A 21,898-nucleotide genomic window follows, 5' to 3' on the forward strand; every position below is an offset into this window, starting at 1 on the left:
CCCATGAAGCACTCCCTCTCTCAGCCCGGCCGCACGTGTCTCGCGATTTTGCTTGCCACGACGTGCGGCCTCGCGACCAGCGCCTACGCCTCGGACCTGACGACGTTCCGCGACGTGGCGCCGGCCGCTATCCAGTGGCAAAGCGTCGGGGACGATGTGCTCGCCCAGCAGACCGGAAAAGGCGCGGGCGGACAGATGATCTCCGGTTTCGTATTGAACGTGCTTTCGCAATGGCAGTTGCCGAACGGCGCCAATGCGCTCGCGCAAGGCAGTCTCTCCGTCGCGCGCGATGCGGCGAACGCGCTGACGGCCAACGTCAACACGCTCGCGAGCGTCACCGACGGCCACGGCAATCCGGGCGCGAACCCGAATGCCCACGCGGGCGGCGGACAAAGCATCTCCGTCAACGGCGTATCGCAGGTGACGCAGGTAGCGGGCGATCGCAACGCCGGCTTCAACACGGCGCAGATCGACTTCAACAACAATCCGCAACTGCTGGCAGGCGGCGCGAATGCGCAGAGCGCATCGGCATCGAACGCGGCGGGCACCATCAAGGCGGGCATCGCGTTCGGCAACGGCGGCGTGAGCGTCGCGCTGCAGACGCCCGCCGGCATCGCTTCGCAAACCATCGTGCCCGGCAACGCGCAACAGGCGGGCGCAATCGCACAACTGCTGCAGATCGCAGGCAATAACCAGCAAGTCGCCAACCAGTTGCAGCTCTCGTTGCAGACGGCGCCGATGTCGTCCGCGATGCTGCGCCAGGCGGGCGTTCTACAAGCCCTGCAAAACGCGCTTGGTTCAAGGAGATGAAGGCAGGCCGCCACCTGCCGGCTTTATGTCACCAGGAGGAAAAGTCGCGACGGAATACGGCGGCGCAAAGCACAAGAACCAGCCAAGCGCTGCCCGTTTCACCGGGGGAACAACAATGACGACGACTACAACAAGCAGGAGACCGCGGGCTCGACTCGCGGCCATCCCTGCTGCAGCAATGCTGTATGCACTCTCGCAGGGGGCGGGCGCACAGGCGCTCAACAACCAGTCGCTCGAAGATCGGCTCAATACGCTGATGCGCTTGGTCGACGAGCAGCAGCGGCAGATCCATTCGCTCGAGCGGCAGGTGACGAATCTGGAAATGGCGCAACGCGGCCGCGGCACGCCGGGCTATGGCGCACCCGCCGGCAGCGAAGCCGTCGCCGAGCAGCCGGGCGCCGACGGCCTGCCCGTGCCGTTGCCGCCGCTCGCGCAGGTGACGCCGGGCGCGCCCGCGCCGGGCAACGCGACGGGCACCGCGACGGGCGTGCCCGTCAATCCGCCTGCGCCGGAGGGCGCATCGGCGGCCGGCTCGCCGGGCACGAGCAACCCGAACGCACAGGCGAGCGGCCCCGGCCTGCCGGAAGGCGCGGTCGGCCAGACGCAGAAGGCCGCCGAGCCGGTGCGCACGCAGGCCGAGGAAGCCGTAGTGCAGCGCGAGCACGCGCCCCTCTTCGATCACAAGCTGACGCTGGACTGGGGTATCAGCGATACCTACTACGATCGCCGCCAGCTGCAGCTGTCGGGCTTCCTCGCGCTCGACGCGATTTTCCTCGGCAATATCAATCTGGGGCAGACCAAGTCGCACCAGATCATGGCCGATCTCGACACGCGCTACGGTCTGACGGACCGCATCAGCGTCGATGTCGACGTGCCGTATGTGTACCGGCACAGCCAGTTCATCGTCGGCGGCGCGGGGGGCGCGGCCAACACGCTGTCCGATGCGTCCGTCAATTCGAATGCGATCGGCGACGTCAACTTCGGGATCTACTACCAGTTCCTGAAAGAGACCAACAACATCCCGGACGTCGTCGGCAGCCTGCGCGTGAAAGCGCCGACGGGCACCTCGCCGTTCGGCCTCAAGGTCGTGCAGCTCGATCCCGACAACACGAACCTCGTCGCGCCGTCGAAGCTGCCCACGGGCACGGGCTTCTGGAACGTGACGGCGGGCCTGTCGGTGCTCAAGACCTACGACCCCGTCGTGCTGTTCGGCAGCCTCTCCTACACGTACAACGTCGCGCGCTCGTTCGAGGACATTTCGTCGGTGGTCGGACAGACGCAGCCGGCGACCGTGAAGCTCGGCGACATCTTCCAGCTCGGCGCGGGGGTGGCGCTTGCATTCTCGGACAAGGACTCGGCCAGCATCTCGTACACGCTCGCGCTGCAGCCCTCGTCGAAGACGAAGGCGCCTGGCGGCGATTACGTGAAAGTGCCGGGCAGCGAAACGACGGCCGCCGTGATGAATTTCGGACTGAACCATGTGGTGAACAAGCATCTGACGATCAACGGTTCGGTGTCGATCGGCATGACGCCCGACGCGCCGAACTACGTGATCGGCGTGCGCTTTCCCTACACCTTTTGACGTGACACTGATACGAGGCAGATCGTGCGCGAAACTTCTCATCTGAGCCCCGTTCCTGCTCCCGCCGGCGCAGGGCTGCGCCTGGCGGCGTCGCACGGGTCCACGACACCCGCCGCAACCGCCGCAACCGACGTGATTCCGACGGCCGTCGATCCGCGCGCCGCCGCGCGCATCCTGCTGTACGTCGCGCGCGCGCCCGACGACGCGCTCGTCGAGCATCTGAAAAGCCGCGGCTGGAACGTGCTCGTCGCGCGCTCGGCGCACGAGGTCGGACGGCTCATCAAGCCCGCGACGGTGTGCGCGGGCATCGCCGACATGGCGAGCTTCGCGGCGCGCGACCTGCCCGGCCTCGAGGCGAGTCTGCGCGCGCAGCAGGTCGGCTGGATCGCGCTGGCGAATTCCGAGCGGCTCGCCGATCCTGACGTGCGGCGGCTGATCCGCCACTACTGCTTCGACTACGTGAAGATTCCCGTGGCGAACGCGACCATCGACTACCTGGTCGGCCACGCGTACGGCATGGTCAATCTGTGCGACGCGGACATGCCGCTCGACACCACGAGCGCGAGCGACGACGAAATGGTCGGCACCTGCGAAGCGATGCAGCAACTGTTCCGCACGATCCGCAAGGTCGCGAACACCGATGCGAGCGTGTTCATCTCGGGTGAATCGGGCACGGGCAAGGAGCTGACGGCACTCGCGATCCACGAGCGCTCGCCGCGCCGCAAGTTCCCGTTCGTCCCGATCAACTGCGGCGCGATTCCGCATCACCTGCTGCAATCGGAGCTGTTCGGCTACGAGCGCGGCGCGTTTACGGGCGCGAACCAGCGCAAGATCGGCCGCGTCGAGGCCGCCAACGGCGGCACGCTCTTTCTCGACGAAATCGGCGACCTGCCGATGGAAAGCCAGGCGAGCCTGCTGCGCTTTCTGCAGGAAGGCAAGATCGAGCGGCTCGGCGGCCATGAATCGATTCCCGTCGACGTGCGCATCATCTCCGCGACGCACGTCGATCTCGAAGACGCGATGAGCGATGGGCGCTTCCGCTCGGACCTGTTCCATCGGCTGTGCGTGCTGCGCGTCGACGAGCCGCCGCTGCGCGCGCGTGGCAAGGACATCGAGCTGCTCGCGCATCACATCCTCGGCAAGTTCAAGACCGATAACGCGCGCAAGATTCGCGGCTTCACGCCGTCGGCGATCGAGGCGATGTACAGCTATCACTGGCCGGGCAACGTGCGAGAGCTGATCAACCGCGTGCGCCGCGCGATCGTGATGGCGGAGAACAAGCTGATTTCCGCCGAAGACCTCGACCTTTCCCACTTCAGCGAACAGCAGACGACGAGCCTCGCGCAGGCCCGCGAAGCCGCCGAGAAGCGCGCGATCGAGGCCGCGCTGCTGCGGCACCGGCATCGTCTCAACGAGGCGGCGGCGGACCTCGGGATTTCGCGCGTGACGCTTTACAGGCTGATGGGCTCGCACGGTCTGCGCGATACGTCGAATGACGACAAGGCGGGCTTCAAAGGGGACGAGAAAGAGCTGTACGCCAGCGATCAGGACGCGCGCGAGTAGCGCCCTCTGCGCCCGATCTGAGCGACCTATAGCGATGCGAGCGGCGCGGGCCGCCTCGCACGCTGCGCGGCGTGCTCGTCCCTGCGGCGCGCGCTCGGGTAGAATCGGCTTCCGCTTTCCGCTACCCGTTCCATACTTTTTCGCATGACGACGCTCACCCTGATCGTCGCTCGCGCCCGCAATGGCGTGATCGGCCGTGACAACCAGCTGCCCTGGCGGCTTCCCGAAGACCTCGCTTTCTTCAAGCGCACGACGATGGGCGCGCCCATCGTGATGGGCCGCAAGACGCACGAATCGATTGCTCGCGTGCTGCCGGGACGGCGCAATATCGTCGTCACGCGCGATGCGCAGCGTCGGTTCGCCGGCTGCGACACCGTCACGAATCTCGACGACGCACTGGCGCTCGCGGCACGCGACAACGCGTCCGAGGCGTTTTTGATCGGCGGCGCGCAGCTGTACGAAGAAGGCTTGCGACGCGCGGACAAGATGATCGTCACCGAGATTCACGCGGACTTCGAAGGCGATGCGACGTTCCCCGCGCCCGATCCCGCGCAGTGGGAAGAAGTCGCGCGCGAGACGCATCGCGCGAAAGAGCCGAACCATTTCGAATATGCGTTCGTGACGTACCGGCGCAAGGCGCGTTGAGCAAGAGACGCTCGCGCTGCGCAAAGAAAAAAGCCACGGAATCGCTTCCGTGGCTTTTGCGTTTTTGAGGCGGCTTACGCCCCGATTTACCGCCTGCTGTGTACCGCTTATTGCCCCGCGACAGTCATCCGCTCGATCAGCACCGAGCCCGTCTGCTTGGTGCCGCGCACGATCGTATCCGCGCCGATCGCGACAATATGCCGGAACATTTCCTGCAACGTGCTCGCGACCGTGATCTCCTCGACCGGGTACTGGATCTTGCCGTTCTCGACCCAGAAGCCCGACGCGCCGCGCGAATAATCGCCCGTCACGTAGTTGACGCCCTGCCCCATCAGTTCCGTCAGCAGCAGGCCCGTGCCGAGCTTGCGCAGCATTTCCTCGAAGTCGTCCGTGTCCTGCGTGAGCGCGCTGCGCAGCGACAGGTTGTGCGAACCGCCCGCGTTGCCCGTCGTCGGCATGCCGAGCTTGCGCGCGGAATACGTCGACAGGAAATAGCCTTCGACGACGCCGTCCTTCACGACGGCGCGCTGCTTCGTGCGCACACCTTCTTCGTCGAACGGCGCGCTGCCCATTGCGCGCGGCACATGCGGGTCTTCGACGATCTGCACATGCGGCGCGAACACCGGCTTGCCGAGACTGTCGACGAGAAACGACGTCTTGCGATACAGCGCGCCGCCGCTCGTTGCCTGCACGAACGCGCCGAGCAGGCCCGCCGCGAGCGGCGCCTCGAACAGCACAGGCACCTTGCGCGTGTCGAGTCCGCGCGCGCCCATGCGCGCGAGCGCGCGCTCGGCGGCGTAGCGGCCCACCGCCTCGGGATCGGCCAACTCGCCTGCGCTGCGCTTCGACGTGTACCAGTCGTCGCGCTGCATGTTGCGGCCGCTGCCCGCAATCGGCGCGCACGCCACGTAGTGCCGCGAGTACGGATAGCCGGAGAGAAAGCCGCGCGACGTGCCCAGCACGAACTGCGAATGCTGCGCCGATACGCTCGCGCCTTCCGAGTTCTTGATCAGCGGGCTCGTGGCGAATGCGGCGTCTTCCGCGCGGCGCGCGAGTTCGACGGCTTCGTCCGCATCCAGATTCCACGGGTGATACAAGTCGAGATCGCGCGGATCGGCTTCGAGCAGCTCTTCTTCGGCGAGGCCCGCGCAGTCGTCTTCCGCCGTGAAGCGCGCGATGTTGTACGCGGCCATCACCGTGTCCTTCAGCGCTTCGGGCGAAAAGTCAGACGTACTCGCGTTGCCGCGCTTGTTGCCGATGAAGACCGTCACGCCGACCATCTTGTCGCGGTTGTGCTCGATCGTCTCGACTTCGCCGCGCCGCACGGAGACGGACAGGCCATCGCCTTCGGAGATTTCGGTTGCCGCATCGGTTGCGCCGAGCGACTTTGCGTGGCGAAGAATGTCGGAGGCGATTTCCTTCAGTTCGTCCTGCGTGTGCGGGAAAAAGCGTTGCCGGACTTCCATGTCTGCAGCCATTGTCGTTTGCCGTCCTCAGTTGCCGTGCGGTCTGGGCCGAAGCCCGCGAGAGTTCGTCGTCGCAAGTTGCCCTGCTTCGCCGGCCTGTGCGCCGACGCATCCCGCGATCATAGCAAGCTCTACGCCGCTGCACCTGGCATTCGCAAACGCCTTGTACGGCACAATGCACGGCGCGGGCGAAGCGGCTGACGCGACGTGCAGCGGGCTTGGCGACAGGCCCGGCAAGTTACAATAACGCGCATGACACGCAAAACCCGCATTCAACCGATAACACCCGCTGACGTCGACGACGACAACGGGTATGACCGTCCCAGCAAATCGCAACTGAAGCGCGAAATGCACGCGTTGCAAGGGCTGGGCGAAGAGCTCGCCGCGCTGCCGAAAGACGCGCTGAAGCGCATGCCGATGCCGGAAGCGCTCGACGAAGCAATACGCGAGGCGCGCCGCATCACCGATCACGAAGGCAAGCGCCGCCAGATGCAGTACGTCGGCAAGGTGATGCGCGGCCTGACCGACGACGAAACAGGCTCGCTGCGCGAGGCGCTCGACACGTACAAGGGCGTCAACAAGGCCGAGACGGCGCGCCTGCACTGGATCGAGCGCACGCGCGAGCAGCTGCTCGCCGACGACGCCGCGCTGACGGAATTCATCCGCGTGCATCCCGATGCCGATCCGCAGCAGGGCCGCACGCTGATCCGCAATGCGCGCAAGGAAGTGCAGCAAGGCAAGCCGCCGCGCTATTTCCGCGAGCTGTTCCAGTGGATCAAGAACGCGGACGGCGCCGGCACCGATGCGGACGAAGACGAAGCCGCTACCCACGATTCGGACGACGACGATGACGATTCCCACGCGTAATCATCCCGACGAGCTGATCGTCGGCCTTGTATCGATCAGCGACCGCGCAAGCACGGGCGTCTACGAGGACAAGGGCATACCTTCGTTGCAGGAGTGGCTCGGCAGCGCGCTCACGTCGCCGTTTCGCACGGAAACGCGCCTGATCCAGGACGACGCGCCGACCATCACGAAGACGCTGATCGAACTGGTCGACGAAGCGGGCTGCGATCTCGTGCTGACGACGGGCGGCACGGGCCCCGCGCGCCGTGACGTGACGCCCGAGGCGACGCTTGCGGCCGGGACGAAGGAAATGCCGGGCTTCGGTGAGCAGATGCGGCAGATCAGCCTGAACTTCGTGCCGACGGCGATCCTGTCGCGTCAGGTGGCCGTGATCCGCGAGACGGCCGAACGCGCCGCGCTGATCATCAATCTGCCCGGGCAGCCGAAGTCGATCAGGGAGACGCTGGAAGGCCTGCGCGACGAGGCAGGCAAAGTGAAGGTGCCGGGCATTTTCGCCGCCGTGCCGTATTGCATCGATCTGATCGGCGGCCCGTACATCGAGACGAACGCCGACGTCGTGGCGGCGTTCCGACCGAAGAGCGCGATACGCGCCCCACGGCAGGGTTGATTTATTTGGCTGGCGCGTCGGTGGACGGCGCGTCGGCGACCGTGCCCGCTGCCGGGATCAAGAAATGCTCGCGGTAGTAGCGCAGTTCGTCGATCGATTCGTGGATGTCGGCGAGCGCCGTATGCATCGCGCGCTTCTGGAAACCCTTGTAGATCGCCGGTTGCCAGCGGCGGCACAGTTCCTTCAGCGTGCTGACGTCGAGGTTGCGGTAATGGAAGAACGTTTCGAGTTCGGGCATCCAGCGCGCCATGAATCGGCGGTCCTGGCAGATCGAGTTGCCGCACATCGGCGACTTGCCGGGCGGCACGTACTGGCCGAGGAACGCGCGGATCTGCCCGGTCGCGTCGGCTTCCGTCACCGTCGACGCGCGCACGCGGTCGATCAGCCCCGAACGGCCGTGCGTGTTCTTGTTCCAGTCGTCCATCTTGCCGAGCGTTTCGTCGCTCTGGTGGATCGCGAGCACGGGGCCTTCGACGACTTTATCGAGTGTCGAATTGGTCACGACGACAGCGATTTCGATGATGCGGTCGTTGTCGGGATCGAGCCCCGTCATTTCCATGTCGAGCCAGACGAGGTTCATATCGCTGCGCACGAGCGGCGGCTGATCGACGGATTCGATAATGTCAGTCATTGAGGGCAACCTTGGTTTGGAACGGCGCGAGCGGGACAGGCGACACCCGCAATGGGCCAACGATGGCGCGCTCCCGCCCGCAGACAGGAACAAACATATAATTCTCGCATAGAACCCACGGATTCCCCGGATGCCTACTCTGTACTTCACTGTTCTGTTCGTGATCGCCGTGGCGGCGATGGTCGGCATGAAGCTCTGGCTCGCGTCGCGCCAGGTCCGCTTTGTCGCGGCGCACCGTGAAAGGGTGCCGCAGCAGTTCGCGGGCACGATCGCCCTCTCCGCGCATCAGCGCGCCGCCGACTACACAATCGAACGCACGCGGCTGACGATGATGGAAATCATCGTCAGCGCGGCCGTGCTGATCGTGCTCACGCTGCTCGGCGGCGTGCAGATTCTCGATATCGCCATCGGCGACTGGTTCGGCCAGGGCTATATCGGGCAGATCGCGCTGGTCGCGGCCGTGATCGCGATCACGAGCGCCGTCGACCTGCCGTTCGACTACTACCGCCAGTTCGTGATCGAACAGCGCTTCGGCTTCAACCGGATGACGAAGCGCATCTTCTTCGTCGACCGCATCAAGGGCGTGCTGCTCGGCGCCGCTTTCGGCCTGCCGCTGCTGTTTGTCGTGCTGTGGCTGATGAACCAGGCGGGCGCGTACTGGTGGTGGTGGGCGTGGGTCGTCTGGGTCGTGTTCCAGATGCTCGTGCTGGTCCTCTATCCGACCTTCATCGCGCCGATATTCAACAAGTTCGAGCCGCTGAGGGACGAAGCGCTCGTTCATCGCATCGACGCGCTGATGAAGCGCTGCGGCTTCGCCGCGAAGGGCCTGTTCGTGATGGACGGCAGCCGCCGCTCCGCGCACGGCAATGCGTATTTCACGGGCTTCGGCTCGTCGAAGCGCATCGTGTTCTTCGATACGCTGCTCTCGCGGCTGTCGGGCAGCGAGATCGAAGCGGTGCTCGCGCACGAACTCGGCCACTTCAAGCGCCGCCATGTGATCAAGCGGATGATCGTCACGTTCGCGATCAGCCTTGCGATGCTTGCGCTGCTCGGCTGGCTCGCGCAGCGCACGTGGTTCTTCGAAGGCCTCGGCGTGCAGCCGTCGATGACGGGCAGCAACGACGGGCTCGCGCTCGTGCTCTTCTTCCTCGCGGTGCCCGTGTTCCTGTTCTTCGTGACGCCGCTCGGCAGCCTCTTCTCACGCAAACATGAGTTCGAAGCCGACGCGTTCGCCGCGACGCAGACGGACGCGAGGGATCTCGTCAACGCGCTTGTGAAGCTGTACGAGGATAACGCATCGACGCTCACGCCCGATCCGCTCTACACGGCGTTCTACTACTCGCATCCGCCCGCCTCGCAGCGGATCGACCGGCTGCTGCGTCACGCATGAGCGGCCGCTCACCGAAAGCGCTGCGCGCGGCAGCCGCCAGCGAGCGCGCGCAGGAACGCACGCGCGGCCTCGTGATCGCCGCGCATGGCCGTCACTACATCGTCGCGCCCGAGGACGGCGGCGCGATGCTGCAATGCTTTCCGCGCGGCAAGCGCAGCGAGATCGCCGTCGGCGACCAGGTGCTGTACGAGCCGACTTCCGCCGATCAGGGCGTGATTGTCGAGATCGGCGAGCGGCGCAACCTGCTCTATCGCTCGGATCAGTACAAGTCGAAGCTCTTCGCGGCGAATCTCGATCAGTTGCTGATCGTGCTCGCGACCGAGCCGCATTTCAGCGAAGACCTGCTCGGACGCGCGCTCGTCGCCGCGGAAGAGAACGAACTGAAGCCGCTGATCGTGCTGAACAAGATCGACGTCGAGGCCGCGTTGCCGCTCGCGCGCAAGCGGCTCGAACTGTATCGCGGGCTCGGCTATACCGTGCTCGAAGTGTCGATCAAGACGCAGCCGGAAGCCGCCCGAGAAACGCTCGCCGAACATCTGCGCGGACATTCGACGCTGCTGCTCGGCCAGTCGGGCATGGGCAAGTCGACGCTCGTGAATCTGCTGATTCCCAATGCGGAAGTCGCGACGCGCGAAATCTCGACGGCGCTCAACAGCGGCCGTCACACGACGACATTTACGCGTCTCTACCCGCTTCCCGGCGGCGAAGGCGCGCTGATCGACTCGCCGGGCTTTCAGGAATTCGGCCTGCACCATCTGACGGAAGGCAAGCTCGAGCGCGCGTTTCCGGAGTTCAGGCCGCTCTTGCCGAACTGCCGCTTCTACAACTGCCATCATCTGCATGAGCCGGGATGCGCGATTCTCGACGCCATCGCCGATGGCCGCATCGCGAAGGAGCGGCACGCGCTCTATGCGCAGCTCGTGCACGAGGCGAGCCAGATCGTCCGCTGATATTGATCATGATGAAGCTCATGCGCGCGCCCAATGTCGTGATCGGACAGCATTGGATCAATCTGCTGGCTGCGGCGGGCATCGCGTGCGAGTTGCACAACCGCTATCTGAGCGGCGCGATCGGCGAGATTCCGGCAGATCAATGCGCGCCGGAACTGTGGCTCGTCGACGAACGCGACGAAATGCTCGCGAGGAAAGTGATCGACGCGGCACGCAACGGGCCTGCTGCCGACGCGCCCGGATGGCGCTGCATGCATTGCGGCGAATGGCTCGAAGCGCAGTTCACCGTGTGCTGGAATTGCGGAACGGCGCGCGATCCGTTGGAAGGCTGAAGGCGCGTTTCAGCGTGCCGCGCGCTGGCTGGCGTTTGGCCTTTCGTGCTGGGGATTGGCGTCGGCGTTTATGCAAGCCAGACCGCGATGGTCAGCATCAGCAGCAGGATCATCCACAGGATGACGGCTCGCCACACGAGGCCCACCGCCGATTGCAGCGTGCGCGGCGTGCAGTCGTCGCCGACGGTCATCGGGCCGCCGTCTCCCGTCGCCAGCGCATCGAGGCTCGACACTTCGGCAAGCGGGCCCGCGAGCCGCGCGCCCAACGCGCCGCTGCCGGCGGCGAGCAACACGCCGTCGTTCGTATCGGGCCATTGGCGCGTGTGATTGCGCCATGCGTAAATCGCATCCTCGAAGTTGCCGACGATCGCAAAGCCGAGCGACGTCAGGCGCGCCGGAATCCAGTCGATCACGAAGAACGCGCGCTGCGCGAACGTGGAGAATGCAACGGTCCGGTCGTCGGCGGGCTGCGACCAGGCGCGTGCCAGATACTCGGCCGTGCGATACAGCACCGCGCCCGCCGGGCCGACGGGAATCAGGAACCAGAAGAACACGCCGAACACATGCCGGTGCGACGCGACCACGGCATGAATCAGCGTGTGACGCACGATCTCGCTGACGGGCATGTCGACGGTATCGATGCCCGTCCATTCGTTGAGGATTTCGCGCGCGCGCGGCACGTCGTCGTTGTTCAACGACAGATGGATATCCGTGAAATAGTGGCTGAACTGGCGGAAGCCCAGCGTGAAGTACAGCACCGCGACGTTCCACAGGAACGCGAGCACGAAGTGAATCTCGTACAGCACGAAGTAGATCAGGCCGACGACGAGCGTCCATGGCAACACGACGACCAGCCAGGCAAGGAAGCCGTGCTTTTCCTTACCGGCATCGAAGCCGTGCGCCGTCGATTCCGCATGGTATTGAAAGAGTGCCGCAACGGGATTGTTCGGCGACAGCGCGCGCGCCTGTTCGAGGATGAGGGCCAACAATACGGAGAAAAAAGTCATGCGAGGCGCCGTGCTATTCGAGTTCTTGACGAGCGGTTCTGTCTTGCCGAGCTATCGGAATTGGTCATAACGATAGCACAGGGTCGGATGGGGCTGAGAGGCCGCGATTACAGACGCACTACAGCCGGCCCCGCGCGTCGCGCCCGCCTGGTGTCAAGCGGCGAGGAAGCGATAGAAATTGCGCAACATGCCCGCCGTTGCGCCCCAGATGAAGTAATGGCCGCCCGCTTCGCCGCGCGGATAAGGCATTGCAAAAAAACGACGCTCGCCGCCTTCCCAGCACAACACGCGCACCTGATGATTGCTCGGCTCCATCAGAAAGCGCAGCGGCACCTCGAAGATTTCCGCGACTTCAAACGAATCCGCCTTCACCGAAAACGGCGGATGAACGAGACCGACGACAGGCGTCACGCGAAAGCCCGTGCCCGTCAGATATTCGGGCAACGCGCCGAGCACTTCGACACGAGACGGATCAAGACCGACTTCTTCCTGCGCTTCGCGCAACGCGGTTGCCGTCACAGTGGCGTCGGCGGGTTCGTGACGGCCGCCCGGAAAGCTGACCTGCCCTGCGTGGTCGTTGAGATGATCGGCGCGCAGCGTGAGCAGCACGCTCAGGCCCTCATCGCGAACGACGAGCGGCACCAGCACCGCCGCGACGCGCGGATCGCCCGTTTCGCGCCAGCGGACTTCGCGCGTCTCCTGCTCCCACGGCAGATTCTGCTCGAAGCGAGCGCGCAGGCCATCGGGCGTCAGGCGGTCGGAGACGACGGCGGGCAGATCGGCATCTGTCGCCTCGACAGGCAAGGCTTCGGGGTCAAATACGGGACGGGCGGGGCGTGAAGGGGCGGTCAATGGAAGTCTCGAACCAGCGCTTGTGGGACATAGCGCTATTTTGACCTGGCAAAGAAAAAAGCACCCGTGAAGGGTGCTTTTCTTACAGCATTTACTGTTGAGCAGCAGTGCGGTCTTTCGACACCAGCTTCTCTTTGATTCGAGCCGACTTGCCCGAACGCTCGCGCAGGTAGTACAGCTTTGCACGACGCACATCGCCACGACGCTTCACGACGATGCTTGCCAGCAGCGGCGAATACGTCTGGAACGTACGCTCGACGCCTTCGCCCGACGAGATCTTGCGGACGATGAACGACGAGTTGAGGCCACGGTTACGCTTCGCGATCACGACGCCTTCGTAGGCCTGAACGCGCTTGCGGTTACCTTCAACCACGTTCACGTTCACAATCACCGTATCGCCGGGAGCGAATTCGGGAATGGTCTTACCTGCGAGCACGCGCTCGATTTCTTCCTGCTCGAGTTTTGCAATCAGATTCATCACTGACTCCTAATGCCATCTTGTCGGCGTTCGTACCTGCCTCGCGCTAGCGCGTCGGGCTACGGCCCCGATAGAGGATGGGTTCACATCTGGAACCGGCCACGCATGGACGGCTCCGCCTGGATCCCGCCTCGTCGCACGAAGACTCAATGCTTCGCGGCTTCCTTGGCGAGACTTGCGAGCCATGCCTCATCGGCACGGCTCAACAACTTGTTCTTTCTGGCCCGGTCGATCAGATCGGGCCGTTTGACGAGCGTGTTGCGCAGCGCTTCGCGCCGCCGCCACTGCTCGATTTCCGCATGATGGCCGCCGAGCAGCACATCGGGCACGCGCACGCCGTTGTATTCCTCGGGACGCGTGTAGTGCGGGCAATCCAGCAAACCATCGACAAAGCTATCCTGCACGGCCGACAGCGCATCATTCAGCACGCCCGGCAGATGACGCACGACAGCGTCGATCAGGGCCATGGCGGGGAGTTCGCCACCCGACAGCACGAAGTCGCCGAGGCTGACTTCTTCGTCGACGACACGATCGATCAGCCGCTGATCGATCGCCTCGTAGCGGCCGCACAGAAGAATCAGACCGGGTTCCGCGGAAAGGCGCATCACCTTGTCGTGATCCAGCGTAGCGCCCTGCGGCGACATCATCACCACGCGTGCGCGATCGATGCCCTGCTCCGCCTGCGCCGCTTTCGCGGCATCGATCGCGTCTTCGAGCGGCCTGGCCAGCATCACCATGCCGGGGCCACCGCCGTACGGGCGATCGTCGATCGTGCGGTAGTTGTCGGTCGTGAAATCGCGCGGATTCCACGTGCGCAACCCATAACGCTGCTGCTTCGCTGCGCGGCTCGTGATGCCCCAGTCGGTCAGCGCGCGAAACATTTCGGGAAAGAGCGTGACGATATCGAATTGCATCGCTCTCTCCGTTGAAGCGAACGTTCTAGTAATCGGCGTCCCAGTCGACGACGATCTTCTTCGCCGCCTGATCCACCGTCTTGACATAGACGCCGACGAACGGAATCAAGCGCTCGCCGGCGACCGGCTTGCCGTCTTTGCCGATAGCCGGATACTCGATACGCAATACCGCCTGCGCACCGTTGTCGATCAGATCTGCCACTTTGCCAAGTTCGACGCCCGCCTCGTTGACGACGTCGAGGCCCAGCAGATCGACCCAGTAATACTCGTCGGCTTCGAGCGCAGGGAAATCGCTGCGGCGCACGTAGACTCGGTAACCGCGCAACGCGAGCGCGACATCGCGGTCAGCCACGCTGCCCAGATGCGCAACGATGCTGTCGCCATGAGTCTTCGACTGCAGGCAGGGCGCCGATTTGCGCTCGCGACCCTTTTCGAGCCACCAGCGTTTGGCGTTGAGCAAGGCGTCGCCGCCCTGACCGGCGTCCGCATGCGCGGCCACCTTCACCCAGCCCTTGAGACCGTATGCATCGACGATTGCGCCGACTTCGATTGCATCGTCGGGCCAGCTTTCCGTCGACTCATCGCGCATTTCCTGCGCGGCCTCGGCCTTGGCTGCAGGCCGTTCGACTGGCTTGCGGACAAACGCGCCGAACGACGCGCGCGCGGTTGGCTGCGGTTTCGCCTTCGCGCGACCTGAACTATCCGAATCACGCTCCGACATCAGCGAACCTCAAGCCTGCATACGTCAAACCGTACACACCAGACTCGCGCAGAACCAACGCTGCACGAGCCGACGATGTACCTTGAAACTGCATTTACGCAGCCGGTTGCGCCTTTTGCGCTTCCTTCACCAGACGCTGGACGGTCGGCGACAGTTGTGCGCCAACGCCTTGCCAGTACGTCAGGCGGTCTTGAGCGATACGCAGCGACTCACCCTTCGTGGCGACCGGGTTGTAGAAGCCAACGCGCTCGATGAAGCGGCCGTCACGACGGTTACGCGAATCGGTTGCGACGATGTTGTAGAACGGGCGCTTCTTCGAGCCGCCACGAGCCAAGCGGATGATGACCATACTAGAATCCTTGAAAACCGGGGTTCGAAACTACTGAAACACGCGATTATATCCCGAAACTGAAACCGCAACAAACACTTAGCGGGATAAACCGGCGACAGGGTTGCGCGGGAAGCCCGCACCGGCTGAACGCGCGAGCATGAAACAGTCCGGGAAGGCCAGCCGGAGAGCCGTGAAGCCCCACTTAGCACCCGGATTTCGCACTGCTCGCGGCGCCGTCGCGTACGCGCCACGATTCCGTGCGCCGGACGCGTATTCTGATCCTTTTCGCTGCGGCGCTGTCGGTTTTTGGTGATCCGCTCTGCCACATAGCGCCCAGCGGGGACGCAAGCCGGGGCATAAGCCATCGGAAGTGCCGCGCTGACAGCGGGCGGCGTAGAATGCGCGTCGCGCTGTGCATCGTATGCGCAGCCACGCCGCCCGTCACCCTGTCGATCCCGCTCATGGCCACCGTCGCTACGCATCACCCGCGCTTTCGCTCCAAGACCGTCACGGCCGCGCTCGCGTTTTTCTTCGGCACGCTCGGCGCGCATCGCTTCTATTTGTACGGTGCGCGCGACGTGTGGGGCTGGGCTCATATCGTCGGGACGATCATCGGCATTCCGGGCTTCCTGCTGCTCGCCGCGACCGAACGCGCGTCGATCACGGGCTGGGCGCTCGCCGTTCCCGGCGCCGTGTCGATACTGGCAGCGTTTCTGGCCGCGATCGTCTATGGCCTGCGCCCCGATGCAAAATGGGACGCGCAGTTCAACGCACAAACGGGACGTCAAAGCCAGTCTGGATGGACCGTCGTCTTCATCGTGATCTTCTCGCTGCTGATCGGCGCGTTTCTGCTGATGACGGGTCTTGCGCTGTCGTTCCAGACGTATTTCGAATCTCAGGTCGAAGCCGCGAAAGCGATCTCGCAGTAGTCGCTCCCTCAGAAAAGGCTTAGCTGAGATGTTTCTGGTGCAACGGGTTTAGGCGGCTCGATCCGCTTGAAATGCGACATGTCGAGAATGCCGTGGTTGCGCGCGTTCAGGCCCAGACGCCGCACCGCGTTCGCAAAGCGTTGCCTGAGCAGATCGGCCCATAGCCCCTCACCCTTCATCCGCGTCGAGAACGACGAATCGTAGTCCTTGCCGCCGCGCATATCGTGTACTCGGCTCATCACGCGGTCGGCGCGATCCGGAAAATGCGCTGCCAGCCAATCCTTGAAAAGCGGCGCGACTTCCCAAGGCAGACGCAACACGATATAGCTCGCGCTCGTCGCCCCCGCCTGCGCGCACGCTTCGAGCACGCGCTCCATGTCCGGCTCCGTGACGAACGGGATCACTGGCGCGATGCTGACACCAACGGGAATCCCCGCGTCCGCGAGCGTGCGGATAGTTCTGAGCCGCCTCGAAGGCGTCGCGGCGCGCGGTTCGAGCGTGCGGGCGATGTCGGCGTCGAGCGTCGTAATCGTGATTGCCGCCATCGTCAGCCCTTTCTCCGCCATCGGCGCGAGCAGGTCGATATCGCGTTCGATCAGCGAGTTCTTGGTGATCGCCGCGAACGGCTGGTTACGGTCACTCATCACCTGGATCAGGCGCCGCGTCAGCTGTAAGTCGCGTTCGGCGGGCTGCCATGCGTCCGTATTCACGCCTAGCGCGATCGGTTCCGGCACATAGGACTTCTTCGCCATTTCGCGCGCGAGCAGTTCGGGCGCGTTGATCTTCGCGTAGATCCGGCTTTCGAAATCGAGGCCCGGCGACAGTCCCAGATAACTGTGCGTCGGGCGCGCAAAGCAATAAATGCAGCCATGTTCGCAGCCACGATACGGATTCAGCGATACGCTGAACGGAATATCCGGCGACTGGTTATGCGTGAGGATGGTTTTTGCGCGCTCCTCAAAAATCTGCGTGCGCAGCGCGGGCCGGCCGCTCTCCTCTTCGGACGGCACAATCCAGCCGTCGTCGATCGCCTCGCGCTGGTCTACTTCATAGCGGCCCTGCAAGTTCGTCACCGCGCCCCGCCCCTTGCGCGGAGCGGGCGGCGCGATTGGATATTCAGGGATCTGTCGGTCGTAATCGGTCACGGCACACATCGAAAGCAGCGCAGAATACTGTACAAATATACAGTCTTTACGGCTTTTGTCGAGCGCGACTTTCAGGGCCGATTCGGCGCGTGCGATGCCGCGCCGGACCGCTCATTCACCGACGGCAATCGTCAGCGTTTCCTTGATTTCTTCCATCACGACATAGCTTTTCGACTGCACCGCGCCGGGCAGTTGCAGCAGGATGTCGCCGAGCAGCTTGCGGTAGTCGGCCATTTCGCCGATGCGCGCCTTGATCAGATAGTCGAATTCCCCGGAAACCAAATGACATTCGAGCACCTCCGGGATTTTCTTCACCTCGCGCCGGAACTGATCGAACATGTTGCCGCTCTTGTGGTCGAGCGTGATCTCGACGAACACCAGCAACGCGGCGCCCAGCTCCGCCGGATTCACGCGCGCGTGGTAGCCGGTGATGACGTCGTCGCGCTCCATGCGCTTGACGCGCTCGATGCACGGTGTCACCGACAGGCCGACCTGTTCGGCGAGTTCCTTCATCGCGATCCGGCCGTCCTCCTGGAGGATTTTCAGGATCTTGTGGTCGAGCTTGTCGAGCGCGCGGACGGGTTGACGCTGTGTACGCATGGTTTTTACTGAAAATCTGAAAAATACAATAACAAAACCTACCTAGACGCAAATAGTATAGCGGTTAACACTAGGCATCCGGCATATCGCCTCGTTAATCGAACAAAAGCACGAACGACGAGGCCCTTCTTTCTCTTATACGCCGTGAGCCTTTCGACCTTTTGGGAGCAGCTATGCGTGTTGTCGTTCTGGGCAGTGGCGTCGTCGGGATCACGAGCGCCTATTATCTTGCGCGCGCGGGCCACGAAGTGACCGTCATCGATCGCGAAGCGGGCCCTGCGCTCGATACGAGCTTCGCCAATGCCGGCCAGATCTCGCCGGGCTACGCTTCGCCGTGGGCCGCGCCGGGCGTGCCGCTCAAGGCCGTCAAGTGGATGTTCCAGAAGCATGCGCCGCTCGCCATCCGCCTCGACGGCACGCAGTTCCAGCTGCAATGGATGTGGCAAATGCTGCAGAACTGCACGTCCGAGCGCTATGCCGTCAACAAGGGCCGCATGGTGCGCCTCGCCGAATACAGCCGCGACTGCCTGCAGGCGCTGCGCGCGGAGACGGGCATCCAGTACGAAGGCCGTACGGGCGGCACGCTGCAACTATTCCGCACGCAACAGCAGCTCGATGGCGCCGCCAAGGACGTCGCGGTGCTGAAGGAAGCGAACGTTCCGTACGAATTGCTGATGCCGGGCGACCTCGCGCGCGCCGAGCCCGCGCTCGCCGCGACCTCGCACAAGCTGACGGGCGGTCTGCGCCTGCCGGGCGACGAAACGGGCGACTGCCAGCTGTTCACGACGCGCCTCGCCGCGCTCGCCGGGCAACTGGGCGTCAAGTTCCGCTACAACACGCCGATCGACGCGCTCGCGATGGAAGGCGACCGGATCGCCGGCGTGAAGTGCGGCAGCGAGATCGTGCGCGCGGACAGCTTCGTCGTGGCGCTCGGCTCGTACTCGACGAAGTTCCTGTCGGACATCGTCAAGATTCCCGTGTACCCGCTCAAGGGCTATTCGATCACCGCGCCGATCGTCGATGCGAAATCGGCGCCCGTGTCGACCGTGCTCGACGAAACGTACAAGATCGCGATCACGCGTTTCGACAACCGGATTCGCGTCGGCGGCATGGCGGAAATCGTCGGCTTCGACAAGAAGCTCAAGGAGGCGCGCCGCGAAACGCTTGAAATGTGCGTGAACGATCTGTTCCCGGGCGGCGGCGACACGTCGAAGGCGACGTTCTGGACGGGCCTGCGCCCGATGACGCCGGACGGCACGCCGATCGTCGGCCGCACGCCCGTGTCGAACCTGTTCCTGAACACGGGACACGGCACACTCGGCTGGACGATGTCGTGCGGCTCGGGCCAGCTGCTCGCCGATCTGATCTCGGGCAAGCGCCCGGCGATCCAGTCGGGCGACCTGTCGGTGTATCGCTATCTCGGCGAAACGACGGGTCAGACGCGTCCCGCTTACGCCTGATCGATTCTCCGCTCCGATATGCGACAACGGCGCCCACGGGCGCCGTTGTCGTTTGCCGGGCATGTGCCCTGATTTCCCGCAGCGTTCAGAACTGATCTTCCGACAGCGCCAGCACGCCGTCCGCGCCCTTCGCGCTGACGATCGACGCCTCCAGCGCCACCGCCTGCGGCAGCACATGTTCGGCATAGAATTGCGCGGTGGCGATCTTCGCACCGTAGAACGACGGGTCATCCTCACGCTTCGCTTGCGCGACCAGCATCGCACGCGCCATCTGCCAGCCACCCAGCACGATGCCCGCGAGCTTCAGATACGGCACGCTGCCCGCGAACACCGCATTCGGATCGCGCTTCACGTTCTGAACGACGAACTGCACCACTGATTGCAACGCATCATGTCCATGCGACAGGTGCTTATGCATCGACGCGAACGCCGCGCCATCGTGCTGCTTCAGCGCTTCGACGGTCTGCGCGATCTCGGCGAGCAGCGCCTGCGCGACCGCGCCACCATCGCGCACCGTCTTGCGGCCGATCAGGTCGTTCGCCTGGATCGCCGTCGTGCCTTCATAGATCGGCAGGATGCGCGCGTCGCGGTAGTACTGCGCCGCGCCCGTTTCCTCGATGAAGCCCATGCCGCCGTGCACCTGCACGCCGAGGCTCGCCACGTCGATCGACAGCTCCGTGCTCCAGCCCTTCACGATCGGCACCAGGTATTCGTAGATCGCCTGGTGTTCGGCACGCTTCGCGTCGTCGGGATGGCGGTGCGCGAAATCGCAGTGCGACGCCGCGACGTACGCGAGCGCGCGCGACGCTTCCGTGAGCGCGCGCATCGTTGCGAGCATGCGGCGCACGTCTGCATGATGGATGATCGACACGGCCTGCTTCGCCGAGCCATCAACGGGCCGGCTCTGTACGCGTTCCTTCGCGTACGCAACGGCCTTCTGGTACGCGCGGTCCGACACGGCGACGCCCTGCATGCCGACGGCAAAGCGTGCCGCGTTCATCATGATGAACATGTACTCGAGCCCGCGATTCTCCTCGCCAATGAGATGGCCGATTGCGCCACCGTGATCGCCGAACTGGAGCACGGCCGTGGGGCTCGCCTTGATGCCGAGCTTGTGTTCAATCGACACGCAATGCACGTCGTTGCGCTCACCGAGCGAACCGTCTTCATTGACGACGAACTTCGGCACGATGAAAAGCGAAATGCCCTTCACGCCTTCGGGCGCGTCCGGCGTGCGCGCGAGCACCAGATGGACGATGTTCTCCGCCATGTCGTGCTCGCCCCACGTGATGAAGATCTTCGTGCCGAAGACCCGGTACGAGCCGTCGCCCTGCGGCTCGGCACGCGTGCGCACCAGCGCGAGATCGCTGCCCGCCTGCGGCTCGGTGAGGTTCATCGTGCCCGTCCACTCGCCTGAGATCAGCTTCGGCACGTAGGTGCGCTTCTGTGCTTCGCTGCCTGCCGTGAGGAGCGCCTCGATTGCGCCGTCCGTGAGCAGCGGGCACAGCGCGAACGACAGGTTCGACGCGTTGAGCATCTCGATGCAGGCCGCCGCGATCAGCTTGGGCAGCCCCTGGCCTTCGTATTCGACGGGATGCTGCACGCCCTGCCAGCCGCCCGCGGCGAACTGGCGAAACGCATCGGCGAATCCGGGCGTGGCCGTGACCACGCCATCCTTCCAGCTGCTCGGGTTCCGGTCGCCTTCGACGTTCAGCGGCGCCAGTACTTCGCCGCACAGCTTCGCGGATTCTTCGATCACGGCCTGGGCCGTTTCAAGGCCGGCCTCTTCGAAGCCGGGCAATTCAGCGACGTCATCAAGCCCAGCCAGTTCCCGCATCACGAACATCATGTCCCTGATGGGTGCCGTGTAGCTCATTTGTGCCTCCTTCACGACTTCGATAAAAAAGGGGCGCCGGATTCAACATCCTCGCGCCCCTTTGTCTGGTGCCTGACTGTCGTGCGCCGTCATGCAGCGCGGTGTTCTATCAGCCGAGTGCGTTCACCAGTTCCGGCACGAGCGTGAACAGATCGCCGACGAGACCATAGTCCGCGACGCTGAAAATCGGCGCCTCTTCGTCCTTGTTGATCGCGACGATCACCTTTGAGTCCTTCATGCCCGCCAGGTGCTGGATCGCTCCCGAGATACCCACCGCGATGTACAGCTGCGGCGCGACGATCTTGCCCGTCTGGCCAACCTGGTAGTCGTTCGGCACGTAGCCCGCATCGACGGCTGCGCGCGAGGCGCCCATTGCTGCGCCGAGCTTGTCGGCGAGCGGCTCAAGCACCTTCGTGTAGTTCTCGCCGCTGCCCAGACCGCGGCCGCCCGACACGATGATGTTCGCGCTCGTCAGTTCCGGACGGTCCAGCTTCGTCACTTCACGGCTCACAAACTGCGAGATGCCTGCGTCTGCCGCCGCTTCGATCTTCCCGACCGACGCACTGCCGCCTTCTGCTGCGACCGGGTCGAAGCCCGTTGCACGCACCGTGATGACCTTGACCGGATCAGCCGATTGCACGATCGCGATTGCGTTGCCCGCGTAGATCGGACGCTCGAACGTATCCGCGCTATCGACGGCCGTGATGTCGCTGATCTGCGCGACGTCGAGTTTTGCCGCGAT

Annotated in this window: 23 protein-coding genes; 11 read left to right on the forward strand and 12 right to left on the reverse strand. The window is 64.2% G+C overall.

What is annotated here, in order from left to right:
* The first annotated feature begins 3 nt into the window (after positions 1 to 3).
* From GCT13_RS09505 to GCT13_RS09520, 4 genes are all read left to right on the forward strand, one after another.
* Positions 4 to 810 (forward strand): peptidase C39, encoded by an 807-nt coding sequence (locus GCT13_RS09505; RefSeq protein WP_152757238.1) that lies wholly within the window; start codon positions 4 to 6, stop codon positions 808 to 810.
* A gap of 115 nt (positions 811 to 925) precedes the next feature.
* Positions 926 to 2,392 carry a hypothetical protein gene (locus GCT13_RS09510; RefSeq protein WP_152757240.1) on the forward strand — a complete coding sequence of 489 codons (1,467 nt, stop codon included), beginning with the start codon at positions 926 to 928 and terminating at the stop codon, positions 2,390 to 2,392.
* Between the two features lie 24 nt (positions 2,393 to 2,416).
* The gene (locus GCT13_RS09515; RefSeq protein ID WP_321574264.1) at positions 2,417 to 3,955 is read left to right on the forward strand and encodes a sigma-54 dependent transcriptional regulator; all 1,539 of its coding nucleotides are present in this window, start codon (positions 2,417 to 2,419) and stop codon (positions 3,953 to 3,955) included.
* Between the two features lie 144 nt (positions 3,956 to 4,099).
* On the forward strand, positions 4,100 to 4,600 hold the full coding sequence (locus GCT13_RS09520) for a dihydrofolate reductase (RefSeq protein ID WP_152757242.1): 501 nt from the start codon (positions 4,100 to 4,102) through the stop codon (positions 4,598 to 4,600).
* 107 nt (positions 4,601 to 4,707) lie between these two features.
* On the opposite strand, the gene pmbA is transcribed toward GCT13_RS09520, so the two are convergent.
* Positions 4,708 to 6,078, reverse strand: coding sequence for a metalloprotease PmbA (gene pmbA, locus GCT13_RS09525; RefSeq protein ID WP_152757244.1), 1,371 nt, complete (start codon positions 6,076 to 6,078; stop codon positions 4,708 to 4,710).
* 240 nt (positions 6,079 to 6,318) lie between these two features.
* Here pmbA and yjgA point away from each other — a divergent pair, with 240 nt between their 5' ends.
* Entirely contained in the window at positions 6,319 to 6,933 is a 615-nt protein-coding gene (gene yjgA / locus GCT13_RS09530; RefSeq protein ID WP_152757246.1) for a ribosome biogenesis factor YjgA, read from the forward strand.
* The gene (mog, locus tag GCT13_RS09535; RefSeq protein ID WP_152757248.1) at positions 6,914 to 7,540 is read left to right on the forward strand and encodes a molybdopterin adenylyltransferase; all 627 of its coding nucleotides are present in this window, start codon (positions 6,914 to 6,916) and stop codon (positions 7,538 to 7,540) included. The genes yjgA and mog overlap by 20 nt, the downstream gene beginning before the upstream one ends.
* 1 nt (position 7,541) lies before the next feature.
* On the opposite strand, the gene orn is transcribed toward mog, so the two are convergent.
* Positions 7,542 to 8,171, reverse strand: a complete 630-nt coding sequence (gene orn / locus GCT13_RS09540; protein ID WP_152757250.1) for an oligoribonuclease — start codon at positions 8,169 to 8,171, stop codon at positions 7,542 to 7,544.
* A 130-nt stretch (positions 8,172 to 8,301) separates the two neighbouring features.
* Between orn and GCT13_RS09545 the strand changes: the two genes are divergently transcribed.
* The 3 genes from GCT13_RS09545 to GCT13_RS09555 are packed head-to-tail and all read left to right on the forward strand — an operon-like array spanning position 8,302 to position 10,843.
* Complete coding sequence (locus GCT13_RS09545) at positions 8,302 to 9,561, forward strand: M48 family metallopeptidase (protein WP_152757252.1); 1,260 nt, start codon at positions 8,302 to 8,304, stop codon at positions 9,559 to 9,561.
* Entirely contained in the window at positions 9,558 to 10,511 is a 954-nt protein-coding gene (gene rsgA / locus GCT13_RS09550; protein ID WP_152757254.1) for a ribosome small subunit-dependent GTPase A, read from the forward strand. The genes GCT13_RS09545 and rsgA overlap by 4 nt, the downstream gene beginning before the upstream one ends.
* Positions 10,512 to 10,522: 11 nt before the next feature.
* A complete protein-coding gene (locus tag GCT13_RS09555; protein WP_152757331.1) occupies positions 10,523 to 10,843 on the forward strand; it encodes a putative signal transducing protein in 321 nt (106 codons plus the stop codon).
* A gap of 68 nt (positions 10,844 to 10,911) precedes the next feature.
* Here the strand turns inward: GCT13_RS09555 and GCT13_RS09560 are convergent, their stop codons facing one another.
* From GCT13_RS09560 to rpsP, 6 genes are all read right to left on the reverse strand, one after another.
* Positions 10,912 to 11,850: a CobD/CbiB family protein gene (locus GCT13_RS09560; protein ID WP_152757256.1), complete on the reverse strand. Its 939-nt coding sequence runs from the start codon at positions 11,848 to 11,850 to the stop codon at positions 10,912 to 10,914.
* A 153-nt stretch (positions 11,851 to 12,003) separates the two neighbouring features.
* A complete protein-coding gene (locus GCT13_RS09565; protein WP_152757258.1) occupies positions 12,004 to 12,702 on the reverse strand; it encodes a CoA pyrophosphatase in 699 nt (232 codons plus the stop codon).
* Positions 12,703 to 12,793: 91 nt separating this feature from the next.
* The gene (gene rplS / locus GCT13_RS09570; protein ID WP_152757261.1) at positions 12,794 to 13,180 is read right to left on the reverse strand and encodes a 50S ribosomal protein L19; all 387 of its coding nucleotides are present in this window, start codon (positions 13,178 to 13,180) and stop codon (positions 12,794 to 12,796) included.
* A 146-nt stretch (positions 13,181 to 13,326) separates the two neighbouring features.
* A complete protein-coding gene (gene trmD, locus GCT13_RS09575; RefSeq protein ID WP_152757263.1) occupies positions 13,327 to 14,094 on the reverse strand; it encodes a tRNA (guanosine(37)-N1)-methyltransferase TrmD in 768 nt (255 codons plus the stop codon).
* Positions 14,095 to 14,119: 25 nt separating this feature from the next.
* The gene (gene rimM, locus GCT13_RS09580) at positions 14,120 to 14,815 is read right to left on the reverse strand and encodes a ribosome maturation factor RimM (RefSeq protein ID WP_152757265.1); all 696 of its coding nucleotides are present in this window, start codon (positions 14,813 to 14,815) and stop codon (positions 14,120 to 14,122) included.
* Positions 14,816 to 14,909: 94 nt separating this feature from the next.
* Entirely contained in the window at positions 14,910 to 15,164 is a 255-nt protein-coding gene (gene rpsP, locus GCT13_RS09585) for a 30S ribosomal protein S16 (RefSeq protein ID WP_006476550.1), read from the reverse strand.
* A 443-nt stretch (positions 15,165 to 15,607) separates the two neighbouring features.
* Between rpsP and GCT13_RS09590 the strand changes: the two genes are divergently transcribed.
* Complete coding sequence (locus tag GCT13_RS09590; protein WP_152757267.1) at positions 15,608 to 16,075, forward strand: NINE protein; 468 nt, start codon at positions 15,608 to 15,610, stop codon at positions 16,073 to 16,075.
* Between the two features lie 8 nt (positions 16,076 to 16,083).
* Here the strand turns inward: GCT13_RS09590 and GCT13_RS09595 are convergent, their stop codons facing one another.
* Both GCT13_RS09595 and GCT13_RS09600 read right to left on the reverse strand, forming a co-directional pair.
* The gene (locus GCT13_RS09595) at positions 16,084 to 17,229 is read right to left on the reverse strand and encodes a PA0069 family radical SAM protein (RefSeq protein WP_152757269.1); all 1,146 of its coding nucleotides are present in this window, start codon (positions 17,227 to 17,229) and stop codon (positions 16,084 to 16,086) included.
* 102 nt (positions 17,230 to 17,331) lie between these two features.
* The gene (locus tag GCT13_RS09600) at positions 17,332 to 17,820 is read right to left on the reverse strand and encodes an Lrp/AsnC ligand binding domain-containing protein (RefSeq protein WP_152757271.1); all 489 of its coding nucleotides are present in this window, start codon (positions 17,818 to 17,820) and stop codon (positions 17,332 to 17,334) included.
* A 173-nt stretch (positions 17,821 to 17,993) separates the two neighbouring features.
* Here GCT13_RS09600 and GCT13_RS09605 point away from each other — a divergent pair, with 173 nt between their 5' ends.
* Complete coding sequence (locus GCT13_RS09605) at positions 17,994 to 19,280, forward strand: D-amino acid dehydrogenase (RefSeq protein ID WP_152757273.1); 1,287 nt, start codon at positions 17,994 to 17,996, stop codon at positions 19,278 to 19,280.
* Between the two features lie 85 nt (positions 19,281 to 19,365).
* Here GCT13_RS09605 and GCT13_RS09610 read toward each other — a convergent pair whose 3' ends face one another.
* Complete coding sequence (locus GCT13_RS09610) at positions 19,366 to 21,156, reverse strand: acyl-CoA dehydrogenase (protein WP_152757275.1); 1,791 nt, start codon at positions 21,154 to 21,156, stop codon at positions 19,366 to 19,368.
* A gap of 109 nt (positions 21,157 to 21,265) precedes the next feature.
* Positions 21,266 to 21,898, reverse strand: a 633-nt coding sequence (locus GCT13_RS09615; RefSeq protein WP_152757277.1) for an electron transfer flavoprotein subunit alpha/FixB family protein, incomplete at its 5' end; no start/stop codon positions are given.

The sequence above is a fragment of the Paraburkholderia franconis genome (genome assembly GCF_009362735.1).
GTDB lineage: Bacteria > Pseudomonadota > Gammaproteobacteria > Burkholderiales > Burkholderiaceae > Paraburkholderia > Paraburkholderia franconis.

Coding starts and splice junctions, on each gene's coding strand:
- GCT13_RS09510 (WP_152757240.1), top strand. CDS start 926: ATGACGACGACTACAACAAGCAGGAGACCGCGGGCTCGACTCGCGGCC.
- mog (WP_152757248.1), top strand. CDS start 6,914: ATGACGATTCCCACGCGTAATCATCCCGACGAGCTGATCGTCGGCCTT.
- rimM (WP_152757265.1), bottom strand. CDS start 14,815: ATGTCGGAGCGTGATTCGGATAGTTCAGGTCGCGCGAAGGCGAAACCG.
- GCT13_RS09520 (WP_152757242.1), top strand. CDS start 4,100: ATGACGACGCTCACCCTGATCGTCGCTCGCGCCCGCAATGGCGTGATC.
- GCT13_RS09600 (WP_152757271.1), bottom strand. CDS start 17,820: ATGCGTACACAGCGTCAACCCGTCCGCGCGCTCGACAAGCTCGACCAC.
- GCT13_RS09605 (WP_152757273.1), top strand. CDS start 17,994: ATGCGTGTTGTCGTTCTGGGCAGTGGCGTCGTCGGGATCACGAGCGCC.
- rplS (WP_152757261.1), bottom strand. CDS start 13,180: ATGAATCTGATTGCAAAACTCGAGCAGGAAGAAATCGAGCGCGTGCTC.
- GCT13_RS09595 (WP_152757269.1), bottom strand. CDS start 17,229: ATGTGTGCCGTGACCGATTACGACCGACAGATCCCTGAATATCCAATC.
- trmD (WP_152757263.1), bottom strand. CDS start 14,094: ATGCAATTCGATATCGTCACGCTCTTTCCCGAAATGTTTCGCGCGCTG.
- GCT13_RS09610 (WP_152757275.1), bottom strand. CDS start 21,156: ATGAGCTACACGGCACCCATCAGGGACATGATGTTCGTGATGCGGGAA.
- GCT13_RS09555 (WP_152757331.1), top strand. CDS start 10,523: ATGAAGCTCATGCGCGCGCCCAATGTCGTGATCGGACAGCATTGGATC.
- GCT13_RS09545 (WP_152757252.1), top strand. CDS start 8,302: ATGCCTACTCTGTACTTCACTGTTCTGTTCGTGATCGCCGTGGCGGCG.
- yjgA (WP_152757246.1), top strand. CDS start 6,319: ATGACACGCAAAACCCGCATTCAACCGATAACACCCGCTGACGTCGAC.
- GCT13_RS09560 (WP_152757256.1), bottom strand. CDS start 11,850: ATGACTTTTTTCTCCGTATTGTTGGCCCTCATCCTCGAACAGGCGCGC.
- orn (WP_152757250.1), bottom strand. CDS start 8,171: ATGACTGACATTATCGAATCCGTCGATCAGCCGCCGCTCGTGCGCAGC.
- pmbA (WP_152757244.1), bottom strand. CDS start 6,078: ATGGCTGCAGACATGGAAGTCCGGCAACGCTTTTTCCCGCACACGCAG.
- GCT13_RS09590 (WP_152757267.1), top strand. CDS start 15,608: ATGGCCACCGTCGCTACGCATCACCCGCGCTTTCGCTCCAAGACCGTC.
- rpsP (WP_006476550.1), bottom strand. CDS start 15,164: ATGGTCATCATCCGCTTGGCTCGTGGCGGCTCGAAGAAGCGCCCGTTC.
- rsgA (WP_152757254.1), top strand. CDS start 9,558: ATGAGCGGCCGCTCACCGAAAGCGCTGCGCGCGGCAGCCGCCAGCGAG.
- GCT13_RS09505 (WP_152757238.1), top strand. CDS start 4: ATGAAGCACTCCCTCTCTCAGCCCGGCCGCACGTGTCTCGCGATTTTG.